At 56.0% G+C, this 21,997-nt stretch carries 27 protein-coding genes; 14 read left to right on the forward strand and 13 right to left on the reverse strand.

Annotated elements, in window-relative coordinates:
- Positions 1-41: 41 nt before the first annotated feature.
- Entirely contained in the window at positions 42-968 is a 927-nt protein-coding gene (locus E0L20_RS12725; RefSeq protein WP_131634259.1) for a Kdo(2)-lipid IV(A) acyltransferase, read from the reverse strand.
- Between the two features lie 219 nt (positions 969-1,187).
- Here E0L20_RS12725 and trhO point away from each other — a divergent pair, with 219 nt between their 5' ends.
- A complete protein-coding gene (gene trhO, locus E0L20_RS12730; protein ID WP_131634260.1) occupies positions 1,188-2,237 on the forward strand; it encodes an oxygen-dependent tRNA uridine(34) hydroxylase TrhO in 1,050 nt (349 codons plus the stop codon).
- Between the two features lie 38 nt (positions 2,238-2,275).
- On the opposite strand, the gene E0L20_RS12735 is transcribed toward trhO, so the two are convergent.
- The 9 genes from E0L20_RS12735 to mdtH form a co-directional block, all read right to left on the reverse strand.
- Positions 2,276-2,854 (reverse strand): YceI family protein, encoded by a 579-nt coding sequence (locus E0L20_RS12735; RefSeq protein ID WP_131634261.1) that lies wholly within the window; start codon positions 2,852-2,854, stop codon positions 2,276-2,278.
- Complete coding sequence (locus tag E0L20_RS12740; protein WP_131634262.1) at positions 2,855-3,421, reverse strand: cytochrome b; 567 nt, start codon at positions 3,419-3,421, stop codon at positions 2,855-2,857.
- 216 nt (positions 3,422-3,637) lie between these two features.
- Positions 3,638-3,751 carry a YceO family protein gene (locus E0L20_RS12745; RefSeq protein ID WP_131634263.1) on the reverse strand — a complete coding sequence of 38 codons (114 nt, stop codon included), beginning with the start codon at positions 3,749-3,751 and terminating at the stop codon, positions 3,638-3,640.
- Positions 3,752-3,810: 59 nt separating this feature from the next.
- Positions 3,811-4,929, reverse strand: coding sequence for an N-methyl-L-tryptophan oxidase (gene solA, locus E0L20_RS12750; RefSeq protein ID WP_131634264.1), 1,119 nt, complete (start codon positions 4,927-4,929; stop codon positions 3,811-3,813).
- 116 nt (positions 4,930-5,045) lie between these two features.
- Positions 5,046-5,300, reverse strand: a complete 255-nt coding sequence (bssS, locus tag E0L20_RS12755) for a biofilm formation regulator BssS (protein WP_008500827.1) — start codon at positions 5,298-5,300, stop codon at positions 5,046-5,048.
- A gap of 270 nt (positions 5,301-5,570) precedes the next feature.
- The gene (dinI, locus tag E0L20_RS12760; protein ID WP_131634265.1) at positions 5,571-5,816 is read right to left on the reverse strand and encodes a DNA damage-inducible protein I; all 246 of its coding nucleotides are present in this window, start codon (positions 5,814-5,816) and stop codon (positions 5,571-5,573) included.
- A 74-nt stretch (positions 5,817-5,890) separates the two neighbouring features.
- The gene (gene pyrC, locus E0L20_RS12765; protein ID WP_131634266.1) at positions 5,891-6,937 is read right to left on the reverse strand and encodes a dihydroorotase; all 1,047 of its coding nucleotides are present in this window, start codon (positions 6,935-6,937) and stop codon (positions 5,891-5,893) included.
- A 125-nt stretch (positions 6,938-7,062) separates the two neighbouring features.
- Positions 7,063-7,623 carry a lipoprotein gene (locus tag E0L20_RS12770; protein ID WP_131634267.1) on the reverse strand — a complete coding sequence of 187 codons (561 nt, stop codon included), beginning with the start codon at positions 7,621-7,623 and terminating at the stop codon, positions 7,063-7,065.
- Between the two features lie 122 nt (positions 7,624-7,745).
- Positions 7,746-8,954, reverse strand: a complete 1,209-nt coding sequence (mdtH, locus tag E0L20_RS12775) for a multidrug efflux MFS transporter MdtH (protein WP_131634268.1) — start codon at positions 8,952-8,954, stop codon at positions 7,746-7,748.
- A 238-nt stretch (positions 8,955-9,192) separates the two neighbouring features.
- On the opposite strand from mdtH, the gene rimJ reads away from it, so the two are divergent.
- From rimJ to murJ, 4 genes are all read left to right on the forward strand, one after another.
- Positions 9,193-9,777: a ribosomal protein S5-alanine N-acetyltransferase gene (gene rimJ / locus E0L20_RS12780; protein WP_131634269.1), complete on the forward strand. Its 585-nt coding sequence runs from the start codon at positions 9,193-9,195 to the stop codon at positions 9,775-9,777.
- A 9-nt stretch (positions 9,778-9,786) separates the two neighbouring features.
- Positions 9,787-10,437 (forward strand): YceH family protein, encoded by a 651-nt coding sequence (locus tag E0L20_RS12785; RefSeq protein ID WP_131634270.1) that lies wholly within the window; start codon positions 9,787-9,789, stop codon positions 10,435-10,437.
- A 2-nt stretch (positions 10,438-10,439) separates the two neighbouring features.
- Positions 10,440-11,363, forward strand: coding sequence for a Gfo/Idh/MocA family protein (locus E0L20_RS12790; protein WP_131634271.1), 924 nt, complete (start codon positions 10,440-10,442; stop codon positions 11,361-11,363).
- 129 nt (positions 11,364-11,492) lie between these two features.
- A complete protein-coding gene (gene murJ, locus E0L20_RS12795) occupies positions 11,493-13,028 on the forward strand; it encodes a murein biosynthesis integral membrane protein MurJ (RefSeq protein ID WP_131634272.1) in 1,536 nt (511 codons plus the stop codon).
- Positions 13,029-13,086: 58 nt separating this feature from the next.
- Here murJ and flgN read toward each other — a convergent pair whose 3' ends face one another.
- From flgN to flgA, 3 genes are all read right to left on the reverse strand, one after another.
- Positions 13,087-13,512, reverse strand: coding sequence for a flagella biosynthesis chaperone FlgN (gene flgN, locus E0L20_RS12800; protein WP_131634273.1), 426 nt, complete (start codon positions 13,510-13,512; stop codon positions 13,087-13,089).
- Positions 13,513-13,516: 4 nt separating this feature from the next.
- Positions 13,517-13,810, reverse strand: a complete 294-nt coding sequence (gene flgM / locus E0L20_RS12805; protein WP_131634274.1) for a flagellar biosynthesis anti-sigma factor FlgM — start codon at positions 13,808-13,810, stop codon at positions 13,517-13,519.
- Positions 13,811-13,903: 93 nt separating this feature from the next.
- Positions 13,904-14,563, reverse strand: coding sequence for a flagellar basal body P-ring formation chaperone FlgA (gene flgA, locus E0L20_RS12810; RefSeq protein WP_131634275.1), 660 nt, complete (start codon positions 14,561-14,563; stop codon positions 13,904-13,906).
- A gap of 157 nt (positions 14,564-14,720) precedes the next feature.
- Here flgA and flgB point away from each other — a divergent pair, with 157 nt between their 5' ends.
- Genes flgB through flgJ form a run of 9 tightly spaced genes read left to right on the forward strand, consistent with a single transcriptional unit; the run spans position 14,721 to position 21,930 of the window.
- On the forward strand, positions 14,721-15,137 hold the full coding sequence (flgB, locus tag E0L20_RS12820; protein ID WP_131634276.1) for a flagellar basal body rod protein FlgB: 417 nt from the start codon (positions 14,721-14,723) through the stop codon (positions 15,135-15,137).
- A gap of 3 nt (positions 15,138-15,140) precedes the next feature.
- Complete coding sequence (gene flgC / locus E0L20_RS12825) at positions 15,141-15,545, forward strand: flagellar basal body rod protein FlgC (RefSeq protein WP_014069769.1); 405 nt, start codon at positions 15,141-15,143, stop codon at positions 15,543-15,545.
- 11 nt (positions 15,546-15,556) lie between these two features.
- Complete coding sequence (flgD, locus tag E0L20_RS12830) at positions 15,557-16,264, forward strand: flagellar hook assembly protein FlgD (RefSeq protein ID WP_131634277.1); 708 nt, start codon at positions 15,557-15,559, stop codon at positions 16,262-16,264.
- Positions 16,265-16,290: 26 nt separating this feature from the next.
- Complete coding sequence (flgE, locus tag E0L20_RS12835; RefSeq protein WP_131634278.1) at positions 16,291-17,541, forward strand: flagellar hook protein FlgE; 1,251 nt, start codon at positions 16,291-16,293, stop codon at positions 17,539-17,541.
- Between the two features lie 20 nt (positions 17,542-17,561).
- Positions 17,562-18,317: a flagellar basal body rod protein FlgF gene (locus E0L20_RS12840; RefSeq protein WP_131634279.1), complete on the forward strand. Its 756-nt coding sequence runs from the start codon at positions 17,562-17,564 to the stop codon at positions 18,315-18,317.
- 11 nt (positions 18,318-18,328) lie between these two features.
- A complete protein-coding gene (flgG, locus tag E0L20_RS12845; RefSeq protein WP_008500810.1) occupies positions 18,329-19,111 on the forward strand; it encodes a flagellar basal-body rod protein FlgG in 783 nt (260 codons plus the stop codon).
- A gap of 57 nt (positions 19,112-19,168) precedes the next feature.
- Positions 19,169-19,867 carry a flagellar basal body L-ring protein FlgH gene (gene flgH, locus E0L20_RS12850; protein WP_131634280.1) on the forward strand — a complete coding sequence of 233 codons (699 nt, stop codon included), beginning with the start codon at positions 19,169-19,171 and terminating at the stop codon, positions 19,865-19,867.
- Positions 19,868-19,879: 12 nt separating this feature from the next.
- Positions 19,880-20,977 carry a flagellar basal body P-ring protein FlgI gene (locus tag E0L20_RS12855; protein ID WP_131634281.1) on the forward strand — a complete coding sequence of 366 codons (1,098 nt, stop codon included), beginning with the start codon at positions 19,880-19,882 and terminating at the stop codon, positions 20,975-20,977.
- The gene (gene flgJ / locus E0L20_RS12860; protein WP_010429665.1) at positions 20,977-21,930 is read left to right on the forward strand and encodes a flagellar assembly peptidoglycan hydrolase FlgJ; all 954 of its coding nucleotides are present in this window, start codon (positions 20,977-20,979) and stop codon (positions 21,928-21,930) included. Before E0L20_RS12855 ends, flgJ begins: the two co-directional genes overlap by 1 nt.
- The last annotated feature ends 67 nt before the right edge of the window (positions 21,931-21,997 follow it).

Below are 21,997 nucleotides of genomic sequence, written 5' to 3' on the forward strand. Positions count from 1 at the left end.
TTAAAGCTAAAAGAGCATGCGGCCAGCAGGCCGCATGGGGATCAGTAACGAGACGGCACGCCTTCAGGGCGGGTCTTAAAACGACGGTGCAGCCACATGTACTGCTCAGGGGCGAGCATAATGCACTTTTCGACAATGCCGTTCATCCAGCGCGCGGTGGTTTCAGCATCATCCAGCGGTGGGGTAAGCTCCGGTTCAAGCATGATCAGCTGATAGCCTGAACCATCCGGCTTGCGGCGCGGGACGAAAGGAACAATGGCGGCTTTGGACATTCGCGCCAGCATCCAGGTACCGGAGGTGGTTGCCGCCTCGTCAACCGCAAAGAAGGGAACAAACACGCTCGCCTGCGGGCCGTAGTCGTGATCGGGGGCATACCATACCACTTCACCGGATTTGAGGGCGCGGATCATGCCCTTCAGGTCCTTACGATCGATCATGCTTTTGTTCGAGCGCATGCGGCCGTTGGTCTGGATTAAGTCGATCACGGGATTGTCATTCGGCCTGTAGACGCCAATACCCGGTGCCTGCATGCCAAACATGCGTGCGCCAATCTCCAGGGTCAGAAAGTGTACACCAATCAGCAGTACGCCGGTTTGATTCGCCTGAAGCGTATGCACGGGCTCCATGCCGGTTCCGGCTACTTCGGTCCAGCGCGCCATGCGTTTGTCTGACCAGAACCAGGCCATCCCGGTTTCCATCAGCCCCATGCCTACGGATTCGAAATTCTTCGTGACCATTTCATGACGTTCCGCTTCGCTCATCTGCGGGAAGCACAGCTCAAGGTTGCGGTAAGAAATTCTGGCGCGACGTTTCATCAACTTTTGCGCGATATGGCCTAAACCTTTACCCAGGCGGAATATGACAGGGTAAGGGAGTTGTACAAGAAGCCATAAGAATCCGATGCCTGTCCAGGTTATCCAATAGCGGGGATGCAAGAGAGAGGCAGTAAATTTCGGTAACTGGGTCATGTCTTTCCTGTGTTCTGACGTCCTGTTTGGGCATTGTCTCATTTTTTGAGGCAGAGCCAAAATGTCTCACTTCGAAATGTGCATGAATGCAGCACATGTTAATCCTGATAAATCAGACCGTGTGAAATGTAGCGTAAATTGTGTGGATGTAAATTAACTTTGTTTGCTATATGATGCCGACCGATTTTATTTCTCTCACGATTGCAGGACTCGTACACCATGCCAGTGTTACACAACCGCGTATCGAATGAGATGTTGAAGGCGCGCATGTTGGCCGAAACCGAACCGCGCACGACCATCTCGTTCTACAAATATTTTACTATCCACGATCCGCAGGCGACCCGTGATGCCCTCTACCAGGCATTCACCTCGCTGAATGTTTTCGGGCGCGTCTACCTGGCGCATGAAGGCATCAATGCGCAGATTAGCGTTCCTGAAAGCAAAGTCAGCGACTTCCGCGATACCCTTTACGGCTTCGACCCGGCGCTGAACGGCGTGCGGCTGAACGTTGCCCTGGATGATGACGGGAAATCGTTCTGGGTACTGCGCATGAAAGTGCGCGAGCGCATCGTGGCGGATGGTATTGACGACCCGAGCTTTAACGCTGCCGATGTCGGTGAGTATCTGAAAGCCGCTGAGGTGAACGCGATGCTGGACGATCCGGACGCCGTGTTCATCGACATGCGCAACCACTACGAGTATGAAGTGGGGCATTTTGAGAACGCGATGGAAATCCCGGCCGATACCTTCCGCGAGCAGTTGCCAAAAGCCGTTGAGATGATGCAGGAACATAAAGATAAAAAAATCGTTATGTACTGCACCGGCGGTATCCGCTGCGAGAAGGCCAGCGCGTGGATGAAACATAACGGTTTCAACAAGGTTTGGCACATCGAAGGCGGCATTATCGAGTACGCGCGACGTGCGCGTGAGCAAGGTTTACCGGTGCGCTTTATCGGTAAAAACTTTGTCTTTGATGAGCGCATGGGCGAGCGTATTTCAGACGACATCATCTCGCATTGCCACCAGTGCGGTGCGCTGTGCGATACCCATACCAACTGCAAGAATGATGGTTGCCATCTGCTCTTTATCCAGTGCCCGGCTTGCGCTGAGAAGTTTAACGACTGCTGCAGCGAGTTGTGCAGCGAGGAGAGCGTACTGCCTGAAGAAGAGCAGCGCCGCCGCCGTGCGGGGCGTGAAAACGGGAATAAGATTTTCAATAAATCCCGTGGCCGACTGAATACCAAACTGGGCATTCCTGACCCCGAGTAAAGACAACGCCCGGCAGTTAATTCTGCCGGGCGTGTTAATTACGACTTCTGCTGAACCCCTTCCACGGAAATAACCAACTCGACATCCTGGGATGCCGGGCCTAAATCCGTCGTGATATTAAAATCTTTCAGATGAATTTTACCCGTGGCTTCAAAGCCAGCCCGCTTGCCTCCCCACGGATCGTCACCCTGACCGATTAATTTAGCGTCAAGGGTGACGGGTTTCGTGACGCCGTTAAGGGTCAGGTTGCCGGTAATATCCAGCTTGTCGCCCTCTTTTTTCACGCCGGTGGACGTAAATGTAGCCTGCGGGAATTTCGCCACATTCAGGAACTCTGCGCTGCGCAAATGTTTGTCGCGTTCTGCGTGATTGGTGTCAACGCTGTTGGTATTAATGGTCACGTTCACCTTATCGGCTGCCGGATCTTTCTCGTCGAAGCTGAATGTCCCGTCGAAGTCTTTAAAGGTACCGTACAACCAGCTATATCCCAGATGCTGAATACGGAAATTGACGAAGGCATGCTGTCCTTCTTTATCAATTTTATAATCAGCAGCCACGACTGAGCCGGCGGTGAAAAGCAGAGAACCTAATGCGATCCCTAACAGTTGTTTTTTCATTTATGCTCCAGAGTCAACTGACGAACGGCCAAGCATGCGCTTTAGCGTATCGTCTTTATCGATGAAATGGTGTTTGAGGGCGGCAAGGCCGTGCAGCGCTGACAGGATCACAACGCTCCATGCCAGCCAGAGATGAACAACGCCCGCAGCGTCTGCCTGGGAACCTGCATCGGCGAAGGTTGCCGGAACGTCGAAAAGGCCAAAGACGCTAACGGGCTTGCCGTCTGCGGTTGAAATAAGGTAGCCGCTAATCAGAATGGCGAAGAGAAGAACGTAGAGCATGACATGGGCGGCAACGGCACTCAGGCGCGTAAGTTTACCGTGATTGCGTGGCGCGCCAGGCGGCGGAGAAATTCGTCGCCACAATACGCGGAAAACCAGGCCCATCATTAGCAGGACGCCAATGCTTTTATGCAACTCGGGTGCCTGATGATACCAGCCATCATAATAGCTGAGCGTCACCATCCAAAGCCCAAGCCCGAACATTCCATATACGGCAAGCGCAAATATCCAGTGCAAGCCTATGGATATTATTCCGTATCGATGGGGAGAGTTTCGCAATTGCATAAAGATTACCATTCTCAATATTAGAACAGTCAAAATGAACGGGGAGAAACAATATTGCAACTGAAATAAATAGATAATGATTTTTATTTTATTTATTTCAGCGAATTTGAAAAGGATCCGGGAAGGTAATTCAGCAGCTTCGAGGAAGAGGTATATTCAGACGTTGGCGCGATTAAATAAAATTAAAGTAATGTCAATAACTGTCAGCTTTCGCTTTCAATAAAATACAATGTATATAAAGTCAATGATTGCCAGTAGCGCCCACAATAAAATATAGAGCATAAAATGCTCACGAATATTATTGATGAGGAAGCCAACGATCCTGCGCATAACGCTCCATTATCATGTGCGAAGAAAATGGCCCCGGACCGTCCGGAGCCAGGAAAGGATTATCCGTTAAAACGGGCGAGGGAGAAGGGAGTCAGATCAAACTGCGGTTCAACACCCTGAGCAAACTGTGCGGCAATTTCACCCAGAACGGAGGCAAACTTGAAGCCGTGACCGCTCAGGCCGGTGATGAGCAGCGTATTGTCATGCCCGGGCAGGGTATCGATAATAAAGTCTTCATCCGGCGTATTGTCATACGTACAGGCCGCGCCGTAGAGCAAGCCCCCTACGCCTGGCAGAATATTGCGCAGGAAAGAGAATGCTTCGGAACCATCCTGAGGGTAGTCGCCGAAGGGTTTGCGCTCTTCAGGTGAAGAGACGATCTGCCCGCCGTTGTGTTTGCCGATCTTCAGCGCGTCCTTCTCGGAAGGGAAACCGTAAAATTGCTCGCCATTGGGCAGTTCGCCGGTAAACGCCGGGAATTTGTTTTGGCTGCTGTAACGGCCGTCTGACTGGAACCAGGAGAATACCTTACGTACGGGCTGTACGGGCAGGTTAGGCACGAGTCGGGTGACCCAGGTTCCCGCGCTAATCAGGAGACGAGATGCAGAGTAGTCCCCGTCCTGTGTAGTGACCGTCACGCCGTCAGCATCATGCGTAATGGCGTCCACCGCGCAGTTAAAAAGCTGCGCGCAGCCCGCTTTTGCGGCAAGATCGATCCAGGTTTTGATGGCGGTTTCGCAGTGGAGCACGCCGGAGTTGGCTTCAAACAGGCCGATATAATCCTGCGGAACGGTAATTTCCGGCCAGCGTTTCATGATGGCCGAAGCGTCAAGGCGCTCCACGTCGAGGTTAAACGCTTTTGCGCTATGTTCGACGTTGGCGAGGAACTCAGAGGTGGACGGGCCAAGGTTGATAACGCCCGTACGCTCGAAAATACGCTCTTCGGTCAGTTTCGCCAGTTCATCCCATAGCGTCTGCGCGCGCAGTACCAGCGGAACATAGCGTTCACCCTCACCGTAGGCATGACGAATCAGTCTGGTATCACCGTGGTGGCTGCCTTCCGAATGCGGCGGCAGGTGGGCATCAATCATCAGGACCTTCAGACCTGCTTGTGTCGCATAATAACCGGCGGCAGAACCTACTGAGCCGCTGCCAATAATGATTAAATCGTATTTCATCTGTATCTCTCACACTCACGCTTTGTTAGCAGAGTAATTAACAACCGGGGGAGATACAAGGGAGAAATAAATAAGGCACCCCGGGGGTGCCTGTTGAGTGAAAAATGGGCATGAGATTAATGCCGTTTATACTCATTTTCCTGATAGTCGCCAGATTCTATTTTTGCGATGCCTGCTTCTAAAATAGAAATAAACTGACGAGCGACGTCTGTCGTAAGCCACAGCGTCTGTCCAACTTCCGCTTCCTCACGGTTGAGTTGATTTGGGGTCTGGTAGTGCAAACGCAGCATCAGCGCATCGTAGCTATCTACGGTACTGATATCCCAGCCGACCAGCGGGTGGGTCTGGATGACTTCGCTATTCTTTTCCATTATAACCCCCTTAATGCGTGTTAGAAGACAACGGCTTGAGGTTCAATGCATGTTTTTCTGAAAGCATCTTCAGTATACAAGTAATAAGGGTTCCTAAGGGAAAAATAAACAGCTAGCAACACATTTTTCTGTCTTTTAGGATAATTAGAACAATAAAACACCGTCTTGTTCACGATTTTCTAAGAAGAAGCTGAAATAATTTGAACTTATGGCTGGCGGGATCAAAAAAAGCCGGGGCGACCCGGCAAAAAACACAATGAGGGAGCAAATTTAATCTGTTATGAACCAGTCGTCGGCGCTTTCCCAGGTTTCCTGCAGGATTTCGCTGATGCGGTCTTTGTCTTCTTTCGCTCCGCCGATGACGGAGAGGTTGTTTGCCGTGGCGTAGCGCACGGTGACGGCGCTGTCGTTCTGCGGAAAGGTATTATGGATACGACGGGATAACTCACCCGCCAGCGCATCGAGTGCGCCGGCAGGTAATACGGTTGTTTTGGCTACGGTGACTTCAATACGCATAAATGCCCCCTGTGTAATATACTGTTTATATATACAGGTAATCTGTCAAATTGGCAACAAGGGGCGTTGATTATTTAGCGTTTTACCGTCCAGCGTACGGTTTCACCTGCCAGGAAGGGGATCAGCGTATCATCGGTCAGCGGAATGGATTCCACGACCTGACTCTCTTTACGCTCCAGCTCAATGAAGCCGTCATTCACCGGCAGCCCATAGAAGCGCGGGCCGTTAAGGGAGCAGAAGCCCTCGAAGTGCTGCAGCGCATCCATCTCTTCAAACACGGTCGCGTAGCTGGCAAGCGCGGTCGGGGCGTTGAAGCACCCTGCACAGCCGCAGCTTGCTTCTTTACGATGACGCGCGTGCGGGGCGGAGTCGGTGCCCAGGAACGCGCGAGAGAAACCGCTGGCAACCAGCTCGCGAAGGGCCTGCTGGTGGATATTGCGCTTGAGGATTGGCAGGCAATACAGGTGAGGGCGAACGCCGCCCACCAGCATGTGGTTGCGGTTAAACATCAGGTGCTGAGGCGTGATGGTCGCGGCGATCAGCTCGTTACCGTCGCGGACGTATTCAGCGGCATCTTTGGTGGTGATATGTTCAAACACCACCTTCAGCGCGGGCAGGCGCTGGCGTAAAGGTTCCATCACGGTTTCGATAAAACGGGCCTCACGATCGAAGATGTCAATCTCGGCGTGCGTGACTTCGCCGTGAACCAGCAGCGGCATACCCAGCTTTTGCATGCGTTCAAGAACCGGCATGATGGCATCAATGCTGGTGACGCCGTGGCTGGAGTTTGTGGTGGCATTGGCCGGATAGAGCTTGGCTGCGGTAAACACGCCTTCGTTAAATCCGCGCTCCACCTCGTTCGGGTCGAGCGAGTCGGTCAGATAGCAGGTCATCAGCGGGGTAAAATCATGCCCGGCCGGAACGGCATCAAGGATACGCTGACGGTAGGCGATAGCCGCATCGACGGTGGTGACTGGCGGAACCAGGTTTGGCATAACAATCGCGCGGCCATAAATTTCGCTGGTGTAGGGCACGACGGTTTTTAGCATATCGCCATCACGCAGATGGATATGCCAGTCGTCGGGGCGGCGGATTTTAAGAACCTGGGATTGTGCAGTCATGGAAGCTCCGGCTTGAGAGAGATCAGTCATAAGATGGCTGTTTTTGCCGGACACAAATCATAAGCGGAAACGTTTTCGTTTGCACACATTTCTGTAAAAAAAAGGGCGCCCGTGCGCCCTTGAGGTTACTCGGTGAAGGGAATGATAATTTCTCCCGGCTTCACCTCTATCCCTTTTGCATATTTCTTCGCGAGCGCTTCACCCTTGCTCTTGTCCTCACTCAGGACGTAGGCAGGCTGCTGGTTGAAGTAATTGCGCAGGGACTGATTCAGGTAGGGCATCAGGGTCTGCAGTACCGGCTTCATTTTATCCGGCGTCACGACCGCATCGACGATCTCCATTTCCTGGAGGAAAATAGCCCCTTTCTCTTTGTTGAAGACGGGCAGCGCTTTCAGCTTAAGCTTAATGTCCGCTTTTTGGTTGCCGAACAACGACGTCATATCCAGACGGGCATCCCCGGAAAGGGTCACTTTATTTGGCTCTTCGCGACCAATCTGGCTGGCAAGATTGCTGAGGACGATGTGCGCGTCGGCAAGGCCCGGCACGCCGATGTCTTTAGAAAAGTTGTTATGTTTTTCCAGCGCCTGATTAATTTCCTGTTCACTGACGGTGTATTGCGTAAGCTGATTACAGCCAACCAGCAGGCCGCTGACAATAAATGCCGCGGCAATGACAATCTTTTTCATGGTGTTCCTCAACGAAAATCGGCGCATCTGTCCTGATGCGCCAGTATGTCAGCGTGAATTCGCATAAACCAGCAGAAAAAACTGATATTGAAGGTGGAAAAGCGTTCCGCCAGAGGGAAGGGCTACGCGCCGGGTTCGAGCATACCGCTCGACAGGCGTTTCGAACTGAACTGCCACCACAGGGCGACGAGCGTGATAAAGCCCACCGCGCCGAGCATCATCCACGGGAGTTCCGGCTGGCTTAGCGCTTTACCGGCATCGAACAGCCAGCCGCCGCCGGTATAGCCCAGCGCGCCGCCCAGGGCCAGCCCCAGCCGGCTGAAGCCCATGTAGCTGCCGCGAGCGCGGGCGTCCGCCAGCGAGGCACTCAGCGTTTCACGTGCCGGCTCGGCAATAATTGAACCGATATAGAAGGTGCAAATCAGCATGAACAGCTGCTGCAGCGAATTGACCAGGCCGATAGGCATCATGCTCAGCGTCATCAGCAGAAGTCCGGCCATCAGGCGATGCTCCAGGCGAAAGCGCCGTTCGCTCCAGCGGGCAATCGGATAGAGCAGCGTCAGGGAAAGAGAGGCTTCGATGGCGTACATCCATTTAACGGCGGCAGGCGTGCCCGCGATGTCGTTAACCATGATGGGCAGCATCAGCATGACCTGGACGGCCAGCATGTAGTAGCCCGTCAGGGTCAGCACATAGGTGACAAATCGCCTGTCGCGCAGCACGCGGCCCAGACCTTCGCGCACCGGCGCTTTGACCGTCGACAGTTTCCAGGCTGGCAGATACAGGCCGTTAAACAGCGCGCACAGCATAAAGAGCACGGCGCCGGTCGCACAGACCAGGCGGAAGTCATACTGCAGCAGCCAGCTTCCCAGCAGGGCGCCAATCACCGCGCCGGCGCTGTCCTGCATCATCAGAATTGAGAAGAAGCGACCCCGGTGCTGCGGGCGAATTAATTTCACCACCAGCGCGGTGCGCGGTGGATCGAAGAGCGTGCCGCCAATCCCGGAGAGGAAACAGGAGAACCACAGCAGCCAGGGCTCATGGGCGACCGCCATCGTGGCAAACCCAGCCGCGCGCAACAGCATGCCGGTGACGATCATCGGCTTAGCGCCGAACCGGTCAGCAATGGCCCCGCCAAAGACGCCCAGCCCCTGCTGGACAAACTGGCGTAGCCCCAGCGCAATACCCACCATCAGGGCAGCCCAGCCCATCTGATCGACAAAGCGAATCGAGATAAGCGGAAACACGACAAAGAAGCCGAGCACGACCAGCATGTTATCGACTAGCAGGAAATATTTACCCAGGCTCCTGGCCTGTGATACGCGGGACATTTTCCCTCCAGGGAAAATAAGAAGGTGAGCACGCTAACATTCTGCGGTGTCGCCGCGCGTTTTCCCACCCCTCCCCGTGACAATATTTTTTTATCAAAAGAGGGCTTTGATTGAGAGTTCTCATCGAAAAATGTGAAATGAGGTCAAAATGGTATGTCACTGTTTTCACAGACGGCACGGGCGCAGGTATAGTAAAGCTAATCGGGTAGAACAGAAGTAACGGGAAGGAGTGGTATCGATGTTTGGCTATCGCAGTAACGTGCCAAAAGTGCGTCTGATAACGGACAGGCTGGTCGTTCGTCTGGTGCACGAGCGTGATGCCTGGCGTCTGGCGGATTATTACGCCGAGAATCGCCAGTTTTTAAAACCCTGGGAACCCGTTCGTGACGAGAGCCATTGCTACCCGTCAGGCTGGCAGGCGCGCCTGGGGATGATCGCGGAATTTCATAAACAAGGCAGCGCATTCTATTTTGCGCTCCTGGACCCGGACGAAAAAGAGATTGTCGGCATCGCCAATTTTTCTAACGTGGTGCGCGGATCGTTCCACGCCTGCTACCTCGGCTACTCCATCGGCCAAAAGTGGCAAGGGCAGGGGCTGATGTTTGAGGCGCTGACGGCGGCCATCCGCTATATGCAGCGCACGCAGCATATCCATCGCATTATGGCGAACTACATGCCGCATAATAATCGCAGCGGGGATCTGCTGGCACGATTAGGGTTCGAGAAAGAGGGATATGCCAAAGACTACCTGTTAATTGACGGCGAGTGGCGCGATCACGTCCTCACGGCATTAACCACCCCGGACTGGACCGCTGGTCGTTAAGGAGCAAAGATGAAATATCAGTTAGACGGTACGGAAGCGCGCGTTATCGGGTGCTTGCTGGAAAAACAGGTCACGACGCCAGAGCAGTACCCGCTCTCTGTCAACGCGGTGACGATGGCCTGTAACCAAAAGACCAACCGCGAGCCGGTGATGAACCTTAGCGAGCATGAGGTTCAGGACGTGCTGGATGCGCTGGTCAAGCGCCACTATCTGCGCACCGTCAGCGGCTTCGGCAATCGCGTCACCAAATACGAACAGCGCTTTTGTAACTCCGAGTTTGGCGACCTCAAGCTGAGCGGTGCGGAAGTGGCGGTGATTACCACGCTGCTGCTGCGCGGGGCGCAAACCCCGGGCGAGCTGCGGACGCGCGCGTCCCGCATGCATGAATTTAGCGATATGCAGGAGGTTGAGCAGACGCTTGACGGGCTGGCTACGCGTGAGGATGGCCCGTACGTGGTGCGGCTGGCGCGCGAGCCGGGCAAGCGGGAAAGCCGCTATATGCACCTGTTTAGCGGTGACGTTGATACGTCACCCGTCGCGATCGAATCCGATTCCTCCGCGAACAATGAAGGCCTGGCGGCGCGCGTGGAGGCGCTGGAGGAAGAGGTGGCCGGGCTGAAGCAGCGCCTGGATGCATTGCTGGCACATCTGGGAGAGTAACGTTGAAAAAATTACGTGTAGGCGTGGTGGGGCTGGGCGGCATTGCGCAGAAGGCCTGGCTGCCCGTATTAGGGGCTGCGACGGACTGGATCCTGCAGGGCGCATGGTCACCCTCGCGCGAAAAAGCCGAGCGCATCTGCGAAAGCTGGCGGATACCCTATGCCAGCTCGCTGTTGGATTTAGCGCGCGACTGCGATGCGGTGTTTGTTCATACCTCAACCGCAACGCACTACCAGGTCGTGAGCGAGCTGCTGAACGCGGGCGTTCACGTCTGCGTGGATAAACCCCTTGCCGAAAACCTTCAGGACGCCGAGCGCCTGATTGAGCTGGCGGCACGTAAAAACCTGACGCTGATGGTGGGCTTCAACCGACGATTTGCCCCGCTCTATCAGCAGCTCAAAGCGCAGTCCGCCACTATTGCCTCGCTGCGTATGGATAAACACCGTACGGACAGCATTGGGCCAAACGATTTACGCTTTACGCTGCTGGACGATTACCTGCACGTGGTGGACACGGCGCTGTGGCTGACCAACGGAAACGCTCAGTTGCAAAGTGGTATCCTGCGGACGAATGACGAAGGTGAGATGGTCTATGCCGAACATCACTTTGCCGTCGAGCATCTGCAGGTGACCACCAGCATGCATCGCCGCGCGGGCAGCCAGCGCGAATCTGTCCAGGCCGTTACCGACGGTGCGCTTTATGACATCATCGATATGCGAGAATGGCGGGAGGAGAAGGGTAACGGCGTGGTTGCGCTGCCGGTGCCCGGCTGGCAGAGCACGCTGGAGCAGCGCGGTTTTGCCGGTTGCGCCCGTCATTTTATTGGCTGCGTACAAAATCAGACGGTTCCTGAAACCGCCGGCGAACAGGCGGTTATGGCGCAGCGCATTGTGGAAAAACTCTGGCGCGATGCCATGAGCGAATAACCCGCTGTAACATCTGCGGATAGTAATTCGTTGAAATCCGGTTAGACTAAGCGCCGCTTGTTGGCTTTGCCGGGTGGCGCTTGCGCTTATCCGGCCTACATATCCGTAGGGTTGTGGAAATTCACGTTAATGAACTTATTAAAATCGCTGGCAGCCGTCAGCTCGATGACCATGTTTTCCCGCGTGCTGGGCTTTGCGCGCGATGCGGTGGTGGCAAGGGTCTTTGGCGCAGGGATGGCAACGGACGCCTTTTTCGTGGCATTCAAACTGCCGAACCTGCTGCGCCGCATATTTGCGGAAGGCGCATTTTCTCAGGCGTTTGTGCCGATTCTGGCGGAATATAAAAGCAAGCAGGGCGAGGATGCGACGCGCGTATTTGTCGCTTATGTCTCCGGCCTGCTGACGCTGGCCCTGGCGTTGGTCACCGTGATCGGGATGCTGGCCGCGCCGTGGGTGATTATGGTGACGGCGCCCGGATTTGCCGATACGGCAGACAAATTTGCGCTCACCTCGCAGCTGCTGCGCATTACCTTTCCTTATATTCTGCTGATCTCGCTCGCCTCGCTGGTGGGCGCGATCCTGAATACCTGGAACCGCTTCTCCGTGCCGGCGTTTGCGCCGACGTTTCTTAACGTCAGCATGCTCGGTTTTGCGCTGTTTGCCGCGCCGTATTTTAATCCGCCGATTCTGGCCCTGGCGTGGGCGGTAACCGTGGGCGGCGTTCTGCAGCTCGCCTACCAGCTTCCGCACCTGAAGAAAATCGGCATGCTGGTGCTGCCGCGGATCAACTTCCGCGATGCGGGGGCGATGCGGGTGATCAAGCAGATGGGGCCGGCGATCCTCGGCGTCTCTGTGAGCCAGATTTCACTGATTATTAATACCATTTTCGCCTCCTTCCTGGTCTCCGGATCGGTTTCCTGGATGTACTATGCCGATCGCCTGATGGAGTTCCCGTCTGGAGTGCTGGGCGTGGCGCTGGGCACCATTCTTTTGCCGTCGCTGTCGAAAAGCTTTGCCAGCGGGAATCATGATGAATATTGCCGCCTGATGGACTGGGGATTACGCCTGTGCTTTCTGCTGGCGCTGCCAAGCGCGGTTGCCCTGGGCATTCTGGCGAAGCCGCTGACGGTATCCCTGTTCCAGTATGGTAAATTCACCGCCTTTGACGCAGCGATGACCCAGCGCGCGCTTGTCGCCTATTCTGTCGGGCTGATGGGATTGATTGTGGTTAAAGTGCTGGCACCGGGCTTTTACTCCCGCCAGGATATCAAGACGCCGGTTAAAATCGCCATTGTGACCCTGATCATGACGCAGCTGATGAACCTCGCGTTTATTGGCCCGCTCAAGCATGCCGGTCTGTCGCTATCGATTGGTCTGGCGGCCTGTCTGAACGCCGGCCTGCTGTACTGGCAGCTGCGCAAGCAGGATATCTTCACCCCGCAGCCGGGCTGGGCGCGTTTTCTACTGCGACTGATTGTTGCCGTGCTGGTGATGTCGGCTGCACTGCTCGGGATGATGCACGTAATGCCTGAGTGGTCGCAGGGCACGATGCCTTACCGCCTGATGCGCCTGATGGCCGTGGTCGTGGTTGGGATCGTCGCTTACTTTGCGACGCTCGCGGTGCTGGGCTTTAAGGTGAAAGAGTTTGCCCGCCGCACGGCATAAACACAAAAGGGGAGTCCACCCTGAGGTGCTCCCCGCTGCATGATGTGACGCAGAGGCGTCAAATCGAAATCTTTTTCCCGCCGGTCACGCGCGCCGTGGCGGTCTGACCATCCGCCCCGTACAGTCCCGTTTCTTTATGCGGTTTTAAAACCTCAAGCGCCTGCTGGTTACGCACTATCTGACCTTCAAGAAGCCAGCCGTTGTGCTGGTTGAGATCGCGCAGGTGCTGGGTTTTTTCTGTAATCGTCTGCCAGCGTTCAACAATCTCATCATTTGCGCTGCGCTTGGGATCTTGCTCAGCGCGACGCTGCTGCTCCAGATAGTCCAGCGTTGCCAGAAGCGAACTTTTGTCTTCAGTAATGCGTTGCAGCGCGCTGCCGTTAACCTGACCGGAAGACAGGTGCTGCTGTTCCGCATCCATTACGGTTTTCAGGTCGTTCAGAACAACCGTCATTTGATCCAGTATTTCTGACAGTCGACTCATACCGTTAGTTACTCTGTAAGAAACTCTGCGCGTCCTGAATCAGCGCGTCAGCGATTTTGCTGGTATCCATTTTCAGCTCACCGTTACGAATAGCCGTCTTCAGCTGTTCAACACGTTCCATGTTGATATCGCCGCTTCCCGGCTGCATCAGTTTTGCCTGGGCATCGCTCAGGGTGACGCTGGTGCTGTTCGCGGTGGTCGGTTTTTCCAGACGCGTTTTCTGCGGCGTAGCGTCATTCGTTTCGCGAGGTTGTACAGTGCTTACCGGCTTCAGGGCTGATGTACGATCAATGCTCATATTATTGTCCTCATCGAGGGTTCGCGGCGTTTGCGCCTGACATCATCATTAGTTGAATATTTATCGGCAGCCGTCACGAAATCTTTAAAAAGATTATAGGTTAATCAGAATATTCCCATCAGAATCGACCGTCCCGCTCACCACCTGGCCTGAGGACATTCTGACTCGGGCATTTTGCGCCACGGCGGCGTTATTTAACGCCTTCCCTTCACTGTTAATACTAAAGCCGTCACCGTTGGCCACCACCATCACCTGCTGTCCTGCTTTTACGCGCCATGCCTGACGAAGCATCGTGAGCTGTATCGGCTGGCCTGGCGCCACATCGCGCAGGCTTACGGCCTCCTGCGCCTGATTAATATCAAGCATTGTCCTCGGCGGAAGCTGGTCAAGACGTCCACGCTTCAGCGTGACGCTGTTGGCCTGCAGCAGGGTGCCGCGCGCGATAGGGACGGCCGCGACAACATAATTGCCCGTCGCCTGAACCACAACCTGCAAATAGCGTTTTTCATTGGCGCAGCGCGCGAGCACGTTCACGTTGCCCCATAGCTTTGTCGTGCCCGTCACGTTGAACGATGGCTGCTCGCAGGACGGATACAGGTTAGGCGGCGTGCGAACGGCCACGCTGACGTCATCGCTAAATCCTGCCAGCTGCTGAGCAAAAAAGGTCGTCAGCCGATCCTGTAAATTTTCCGCCTCAACCAGGGGACTTAACAGTAAGAGGGTTGCCGCCAGGCCACTTTTCAACGTCCGCATCGCAGGTTCCACCGTTTTCAGAATTGAGAGGATTTTACCTGCAGTGGTTTTGCATCAACGGAATAAATAGCGACGCATTTTGCGCTTATTCCGTCGATAAGGGAGACGGCATGAGATTTAAGCTGTGAACTGAAATTTTCCCATCAGCGGAGGAGACATGCTCGATAAACTCGACGCCGCGCTACGTTTTCAGCAGGAAGCGCTCAATTTGCGCGCCCAGCGGCAGGAGATTTTAGCTGCCAATATCGCTAACGCGGATACCCCCGGGTTTCAGGCGCGCGATATTGATTTTTCCAGTGAACTTAAAAAAGTGATGGAGCGTGGACGTGCCGAAGGAACGGGTGTCGCACTTGCACTGACGTCCTCACGCCATATTCCCGCACAGGCGATGACCGCCCCAACGACCGACCTGCTTTACCGCATTCCCGACCAGCCATCGCTTGACGGTAACACCGTTGACATGGATCGGGAGCGTACACAATTTGCCGATAACAGCCTGCAGTACCAGACGGGGCTGACCCTGTTGGGTGGACAAATTAAAGGCATGATGAGCGTCCTTCAGGGGGGCAACTAATCGATGGCTTTGCTGAATATTTTTGATATTGCCGGTTCGGCGCTAACCGCACAGTCCAAACGTCTGAACGTGGCCGCCAGTAACCTGGCCAACGCCGACAGCGTGACCGGGCCAGACGGACAGCCGTATCGCGCGAAACAGGTGGTCTTTCAGGTCGATGCTGCGCCGGGCGCGGCGACGGGCGGCGTGAAAGTCTCTGACGTGGTAGAGAGCCAGGCGCCAGACAAGCTGGTGTATGAACCCGGTAACCCCCTCGCGGATGCCAGTGGTTACGTCAAGATGCCTAACGTGGACGTGGTGGGCGAGATGGTGAACTCCATGTCGGCTTCACGGAGCTACCAGGCCAACGTCGAAGTGCTTAATACCGTGAAGAGCATGATGCTCAAAACTCTCACTCTCGGCCAGTAAAGGAGACACGCATGTCCATCGCCGTGAATATGAATGATACGACCAGCTCGGGCGTATCCGGCACAAGTTCGACGGGCTCCAGCTCCCTGACGGGCAGCAGCGCTAACGACCTGCAAAGCAGCTTCCTCACGCTGCTGGTGGCGCAGTTGAAGAACCAGGACCCCACCAACCCGATGCAAAACAACGAGCTGACCACGCAGCTTGCGCAGATCAGCACCGTGAGCGGCATCGAGAAGCTCAATACCACCCTGGGCTCCGTCTCCGGCCAAATCGACAGCAGCCAGTCTCTGCAGGCCGCCAACCTGATTGGCCACGGCGTGATGATCCCGGGTACCACCGTACTTGCCGGCAGCAGTACCACCGACGGCACGACCACCACCTCAACAACGCCATTTGGCGTTGAGCTGCAGCAGGCGGCGGATAAAGTGACCGCGACGATCACCGATTCCACCGGTGCGGTCGTGCGCACCATCGATATCGGTGGGCTGAGCGCGGGCGTTCATACCTTTACCTGGGATGGCAGCATGACCGACGGCACCACGGCGCCGAACGGTTCCTACAAGGTTGCGATCAGCGCCAGCAACGGCACCACGCAGCTGGTGGCGCAACCGCTGCAGTTTGGCCTGGTGCAGGGCGTGATTAAAAGCAGCGACGGCAGCAAGCTGGATTTGGGTACTTCCGGTACCACCACACTCGACGAAGTTCGGCAGATTATCTAAGCCTTTACACTTATCAGGAGTAAGTCATGGCCTTTTCTCAAGCGGTCAGCGGCCTGAATGCTGCGGCCACCAACCTGGACGTCATTGGCAACAACATCGCCAACTCCGCGACCTATGGTTTTAAATCCGGCTCTGCGTCTTTTGCAGACATGTTTGCCGGTTCCAAAGTGGGCCTGGGCGTTAAGGTTGCGGGCATCACTCAGGACTTTACCGACGGTACCACCACCAACACCGGTCGTGGCCTGGACGTTGCCATCAGCCAGAACGGTTTCTTCCGCATGGTCGATTCCAACGGCTCCGTGTTCTACAGCCGTAACGGCCAGTTCAAGCTGGATGAAAACCGTACCCTGGTGAACATGCAGGGCCTGCAGCTGACCGGTTATCCGGTGGCGGGCACGCCGCCAACGGTACAGACCGGCGCGAACCCTCAGGCGATCACCATCCCGAACACCCTGATGGGCGCGAAAGCAACCACCACGGCAACGCAGCAGATCAACCTCAACTCGACGGATGATAAGCAGACCGGTGCATTCGATGCGACCAACCCGGATACCTACAACAAAAAAGGGACCGTGACCGTCTTCGACACCCAGGGTAACGCCCATAACATGTACGTCTACTACGTGAAAACAGCGGACAACAAGTGGGATCTCTACACCCAAGATGGGAGCGTGGCGGGCTCTGCGGCAACCAAAGCTGCGCAGATGAGCTTTGACAGCAACGGTAACCTGGAAGGCGTGTACAACTACGGTGCTGGCGGTGCGCTGAGCTCGACGCCGAACACCACGCCGTCTATTGATATCACCACGGGTTCCGTCAGCGGTGCAGATCCGGCGACTTTCAACCTTAACTTCCAGAACTCCATGCAGCAGAACACCGGCGCGAATAACGTGGTCGGTACTACCCAGAACGGCTACAAGCCGGGTGACCTGGTGAGCTACCAGATCAACGACGACGGCACGGTTGTGGGTAACTACTCCAATGAACAGACTCAGGTGCTGGGCCAGATCGTCATGGCGAACTTCGCCAACAACGAAGGCCTGCAGTCAGAAGGCAATAACGTCTGGTCTGCCACGCAGTCCTCAGGCGTTGCGCTGCTGGGCACGGCGGGCACCGGTAACTTCGGCACGCTGACCAACGGCGCGCTGGAAGCGTCCAACGTTGATCTGAGTAAAGAGCTGGTGAACATGATCGTCGCGCAACGTAACTACCAGTCGAACGCGCAGACCATCAAAACCCAGGATCAGATCCTCAACACGCTGGTTAACCTGCGTTAAGCGGCTGACGGGAAAGCGCAATGGATCACGCAATATATACAGCGATGGGCGCCGCAAGTCAGACGCTCAATCAGCAGGCGGTTACGGCCAGCAACCTGGCAAACGCCTCTACGCCGGGCTTCCGCGCGCAGCTTAACGCGCTGCGTGCGGTGCCGGTAGAAGGGCTTTCGCTGCCAACGCGTACGCTGGTGACGGCCTCTACGCCGGGTGCAGACATGACGCCAGGCCAGATGGATTACACCTCGCGCCCGCTCGACGTTGCCCTGCAGCAGGACGGCTGGCTGGCGGTGCAAACGGCAGACGGTAGCGAAGGCTATACCCGTAACGGCAGCATCCAGGTGAGCGCGACCGGACAGCTGACGATTCAGGGGCATCCGGTGATGGGCGAAGCGGGCCCGCTCACGGTGCCTGAAGGGTCTGAGCTGACCATCGCGGCGGACGGAACGATCTCGGCATTGAACCCCGGCGATCCGGCCAATACCGTCGCACCCGTCGGGCGTCTGAAGCTGGTTAAAGCGGAAGGCAAAGAGGTGCAGCGCGGCGACGACGGCATGTTCCGTCTGACCCAGGCGGCCCAGGCCACCCGTGGCGCCACGCTGCAGGCCGATCCGAGCATTCGCGTGATGTCGGGCGTTCTTGAAGGCAGTAACGTCAAACCGGTGGAAGCCATGACCGACATGATTGCCAGCGCCCGTCGTTTTGAAATGCAGATGAAGATTATCAGCAGCGTGGATGAAAACGCGAGCAAGGCTAACCAACTTCTGGCTATGAGTTAACAGGACTCCTTATGATCAGTTCTTTATGGATCGCGAAAACCGGCCTGGACGCGCAGCAAACCAATATGGACGTTATTGCCAACAACCTGGCAAACGTCAGCACCAATGGTTTCAAGCGTCAGCGTGCCGTTTTCGAAGATTTGCTTTATCAAACCATTCGCCAGCCGGGCGCTCAGTCTTCCGAGCAAACGACGCTGCCGTCCGGTCTGCAGATTGGTACCGGCGTACGTCCGGTGGCAACTGAACGTCTGCACAGCCAGGGCAACCTGTCTCAGACCAACAACAGCAAAGATGTCGCCATCAAAGGGCAGGGCTTCTTCCAGGTGCAGCTGCCTGACGGCACCTCTGCCTATACTCGCGACGGCTCTTTCCAGGTGGATCAGAACGGCCAGCTGGTGACGGCGGGCGGCTTCCAGGTTCAGCCTGCGATCACCATCCCTGCCAATGCCCTGAGCATTACCATTGGCCGTGACGGTGTAGTCAGCGTGACCCAGCAGGGGCAGGCCGCGCCCGTTCAGGTTGGGCAGCTGAACCTGACCACCTTCATGAACGATACCGGGCTGGAAAGCATTGGTGAGAACCTGTACACCGAAACGCAATCCTCCGGTACGCCAAATGAGAGTACGCCGGGCCTCAACGGTGCGGGTCTGCTCTATCAGGGTTATGTCGAAACCTCTAACGTTAACGTGGCGGAAGAGCTGGTAAACATGATCCAGGTTCAGCGCGCGTATGAAATTAACAGTAAAGCAGTGTCGACGACCGACCAGATGCTGCAGAAACTGACGCAACTCTAAGGTGTAGCCCGGTGCGGTAAACCCCGCACCGGCTCCCTGTTTTCGAAGATGAATGCAATGCAAAAAAACGCGGCGTTTCGTTATCCAGTACTGACTGTTCTGGCCGTCACCCTCAGCGGATGTGCCTGGATCCCGTCTAAACCATTGGTCGAGGGTGCGACTACCGCCCAGCCCGTTCCCGGCCCCGCGCCCGTGGTGAACGGCTCCATTTTCCAGACCGCACAGCCGATTAACTACGGCTATCAGCCGCTGTTTGAAGATCGTCGCCCGCGTAACGTCGGCGATACGCTGACCATTGTGCTGCAGGAAAACGTCAGTGCGAGCAAGAGCTCGTCGGCGAACGCCAGCCGCGATGGCAAAACCAATTTTGGCTTCGACACCGTTCCACGCTATCTGCAGGGCCTGTTCGGCAATGCGCGTGCGGATGTTGAGGCATCTGGCGGCAATACCTTTAACGGTAAAGGTGGCGCAAACGCCAGTAACACCTTCAGCGGCACGCTGACGGTGACGGTTGACCAGGTGCTGGTTAACGGCAATTTACACGTTGTGGGTGAAAAACAGATCGCCATTAATCAGGGCACTGAGTTCATTCGCTTCTCCGGTGTGGTTAACCCTCGCACCATCAGCGGCACCAATACCGTACCGTCCACCCAGGTGGCGGATGCGCGCATTGAATACGTCGGTAACGGCTATATCAATGAAGCGCAAAATATGGGCTGGCTGCAGCGTTTCTTCCTTAACTTATCGCCGATGTAAGCGAGGTGACCCATGTTTAAAACGATCTTCGCCGTCGCGCTGGCGCTGGTGGCAACCTTCGCTCAGGCTGACCGTATTCGCGACCTGACCAGCGTTCAGGGCGTGCGCGAGAACTCGCTGATTGGCTATGGCCTGGTGGTGGGGCTGGACGGTACGGGTGACCAGACCACCCAAACGCCGTTCACCACCCAGAGCCTGAACAACATGCTTTCGCAGCTTGGTATTACCGTCCCTGCGGGGACCAACATGCAGCTGAAAAACGTGGCGGCGGTGATGGTGACCGCGTCCTATCCGGCGTTCGCGCGTCAGGGGCAGACCATCGACGTGGTGGTTTCTTCCATGGGTAACGCCAAAAGCCTGCGCGGCGGCACGCTGTTGATGACGCCGCTTAAGGGCGTCGACAGCCAGGTCTATGCTCTGGCGCAGGGTAACATTCTGGTTGGCGGTGCCGGTGTTTCTGCGGGCGGGAGCAGCGTGCAGGTGAACCAGCTGAACGGCGGGCGTATCACCAACGGGGCCATCATCGAGCGCGAGCTGCCGACCCAGTTTGGCGCAGGGAATACCATCAACCTGCAGCTCAACAATGAAGACTTCACGATGGCGCAGCAAATTGCCGACACCATCAACCGCAGCCGCGGCTACGGAAGCGCCACGGCGCTTGACGCGCGTACCGTGCAGATCCGGACCTCTTCGGGTAACAGTAACCAGGTGCGTATGCTGGCGGATATCCAGAATATGGAAGTGAACGTGCCGGTGCAGGATGCCAAAGTCATCATCAACTCACGCACCGGGTCGGTGGTAATGAACCGCGAGGTGTCGCTGGACAGCTGTGCCGTAGCGCAGGGTAACCTCTCCGTGACGGTGAACCGCTCTGCCAACGTCAGCCAGCCGGACACGCCATTTGGTGGCGGTCAGACGGTAGTGACACCGCAAACGCAGATTGATTTGCGCCAGAGCGGCGGCTCGCTGCAAAGCGTGCGTTCCAGCGCGAACCTCAACAGCGTGGTGCGCGCCCTGAACGCGCTGGGCGCGACGCCGATGGATCTGATGTCGATTCTGCAATCGATGCAAAGTGCAGGCTGCCTGCGCGCCAAACTGGAAATCATCTAATGCTGACCGATAGCAAACTGCTGACCGGTGCCGCCTGGGATGCCCAGTCGCTGAACGAACTGAAAACCAAAGCAGGCAAAGACCCGGCGGCGAATATCCGCCCGGTCGCCCGCCAGGTGGAGGGGATGTTCGTGCAGATGATGCTGAAAAGCATGCGTGAGACCCTGCCGAAAGACGGGATGTTCAGCAGCGATTCCACGCGGCTTTACACCAGCATGTATGACCAGCAGATTGCACAGCAGATGACCGCCGGTAAAGGGCTCGGTCTGGCTGACATGATTGTCAAACAGACCGCCGCCGCGCAGGGTATTCAGCCTGAGGATCAGCCGCAGCAGGTGCCGATGAAGTTCGACATCGAAACGGTGACCAGTTATCAGAACCAGGCGCTGACGCAGATGGTGCGTAAGGCCATGCCGAAGCCCGCAGAGACGCGCGACGAGCCGCTCTCCGGCGACAGTAAAGACTTCCTTGCGCAGCTTTCTCTGCCTGCGCGACTGGCCAGCGAGCAGAGCGGGGTACCGCATCACCTGATCCTGGCCCAGGCGGCCCTGGAGTCGGGCTGGGGCCAGCGTCAGATCCGCAAGGAAAACGGCGATCCAAGCTTCAACATCTTTGGCGTGAAAGCCACCTCCAGCTGGAAGGGGCCGACAACCGAGATCACCACCACCGAATACGAAAACGGCGCGGCAGTGAAGGTTAAAGCCAAATTCCGCGTTTACAGCTCCTACCTTGAAGCATTGTCAGACTACGTTGGCCTGTTAAGCCGAAACCCGCGCTATACCGCCGTGACGCAGGCATCAACGCCGGAGCAGGGCGCGCAGGCATTGCAGAATGCTGGATACGCTACCGATCCGAACTATGCGCGCAAGCTCACCAGCATGATCCAGCAGCTGAAATCGATGGGTGAGAAGGTGAGTAAAGCCTATAGCACCGATATTGAAAATCTGTTCTGAAAGTTCTCAAGTCCCGGTGGAGGCTGCCGATAACCTTCATCAGGACTCGTGTCTGAAAGTATAAAAG

Source organism: Enterobacter wuhouensis (assembly GCF_004331265.1).
GTDB classification, from domain to species: domain Bacteria; phylum Pseudomonadota; class Gammaproteobacteria; order Enterobacterales; family Enterobacteriaceae; genus Enterobacter; species Enterobacter wuhouensis.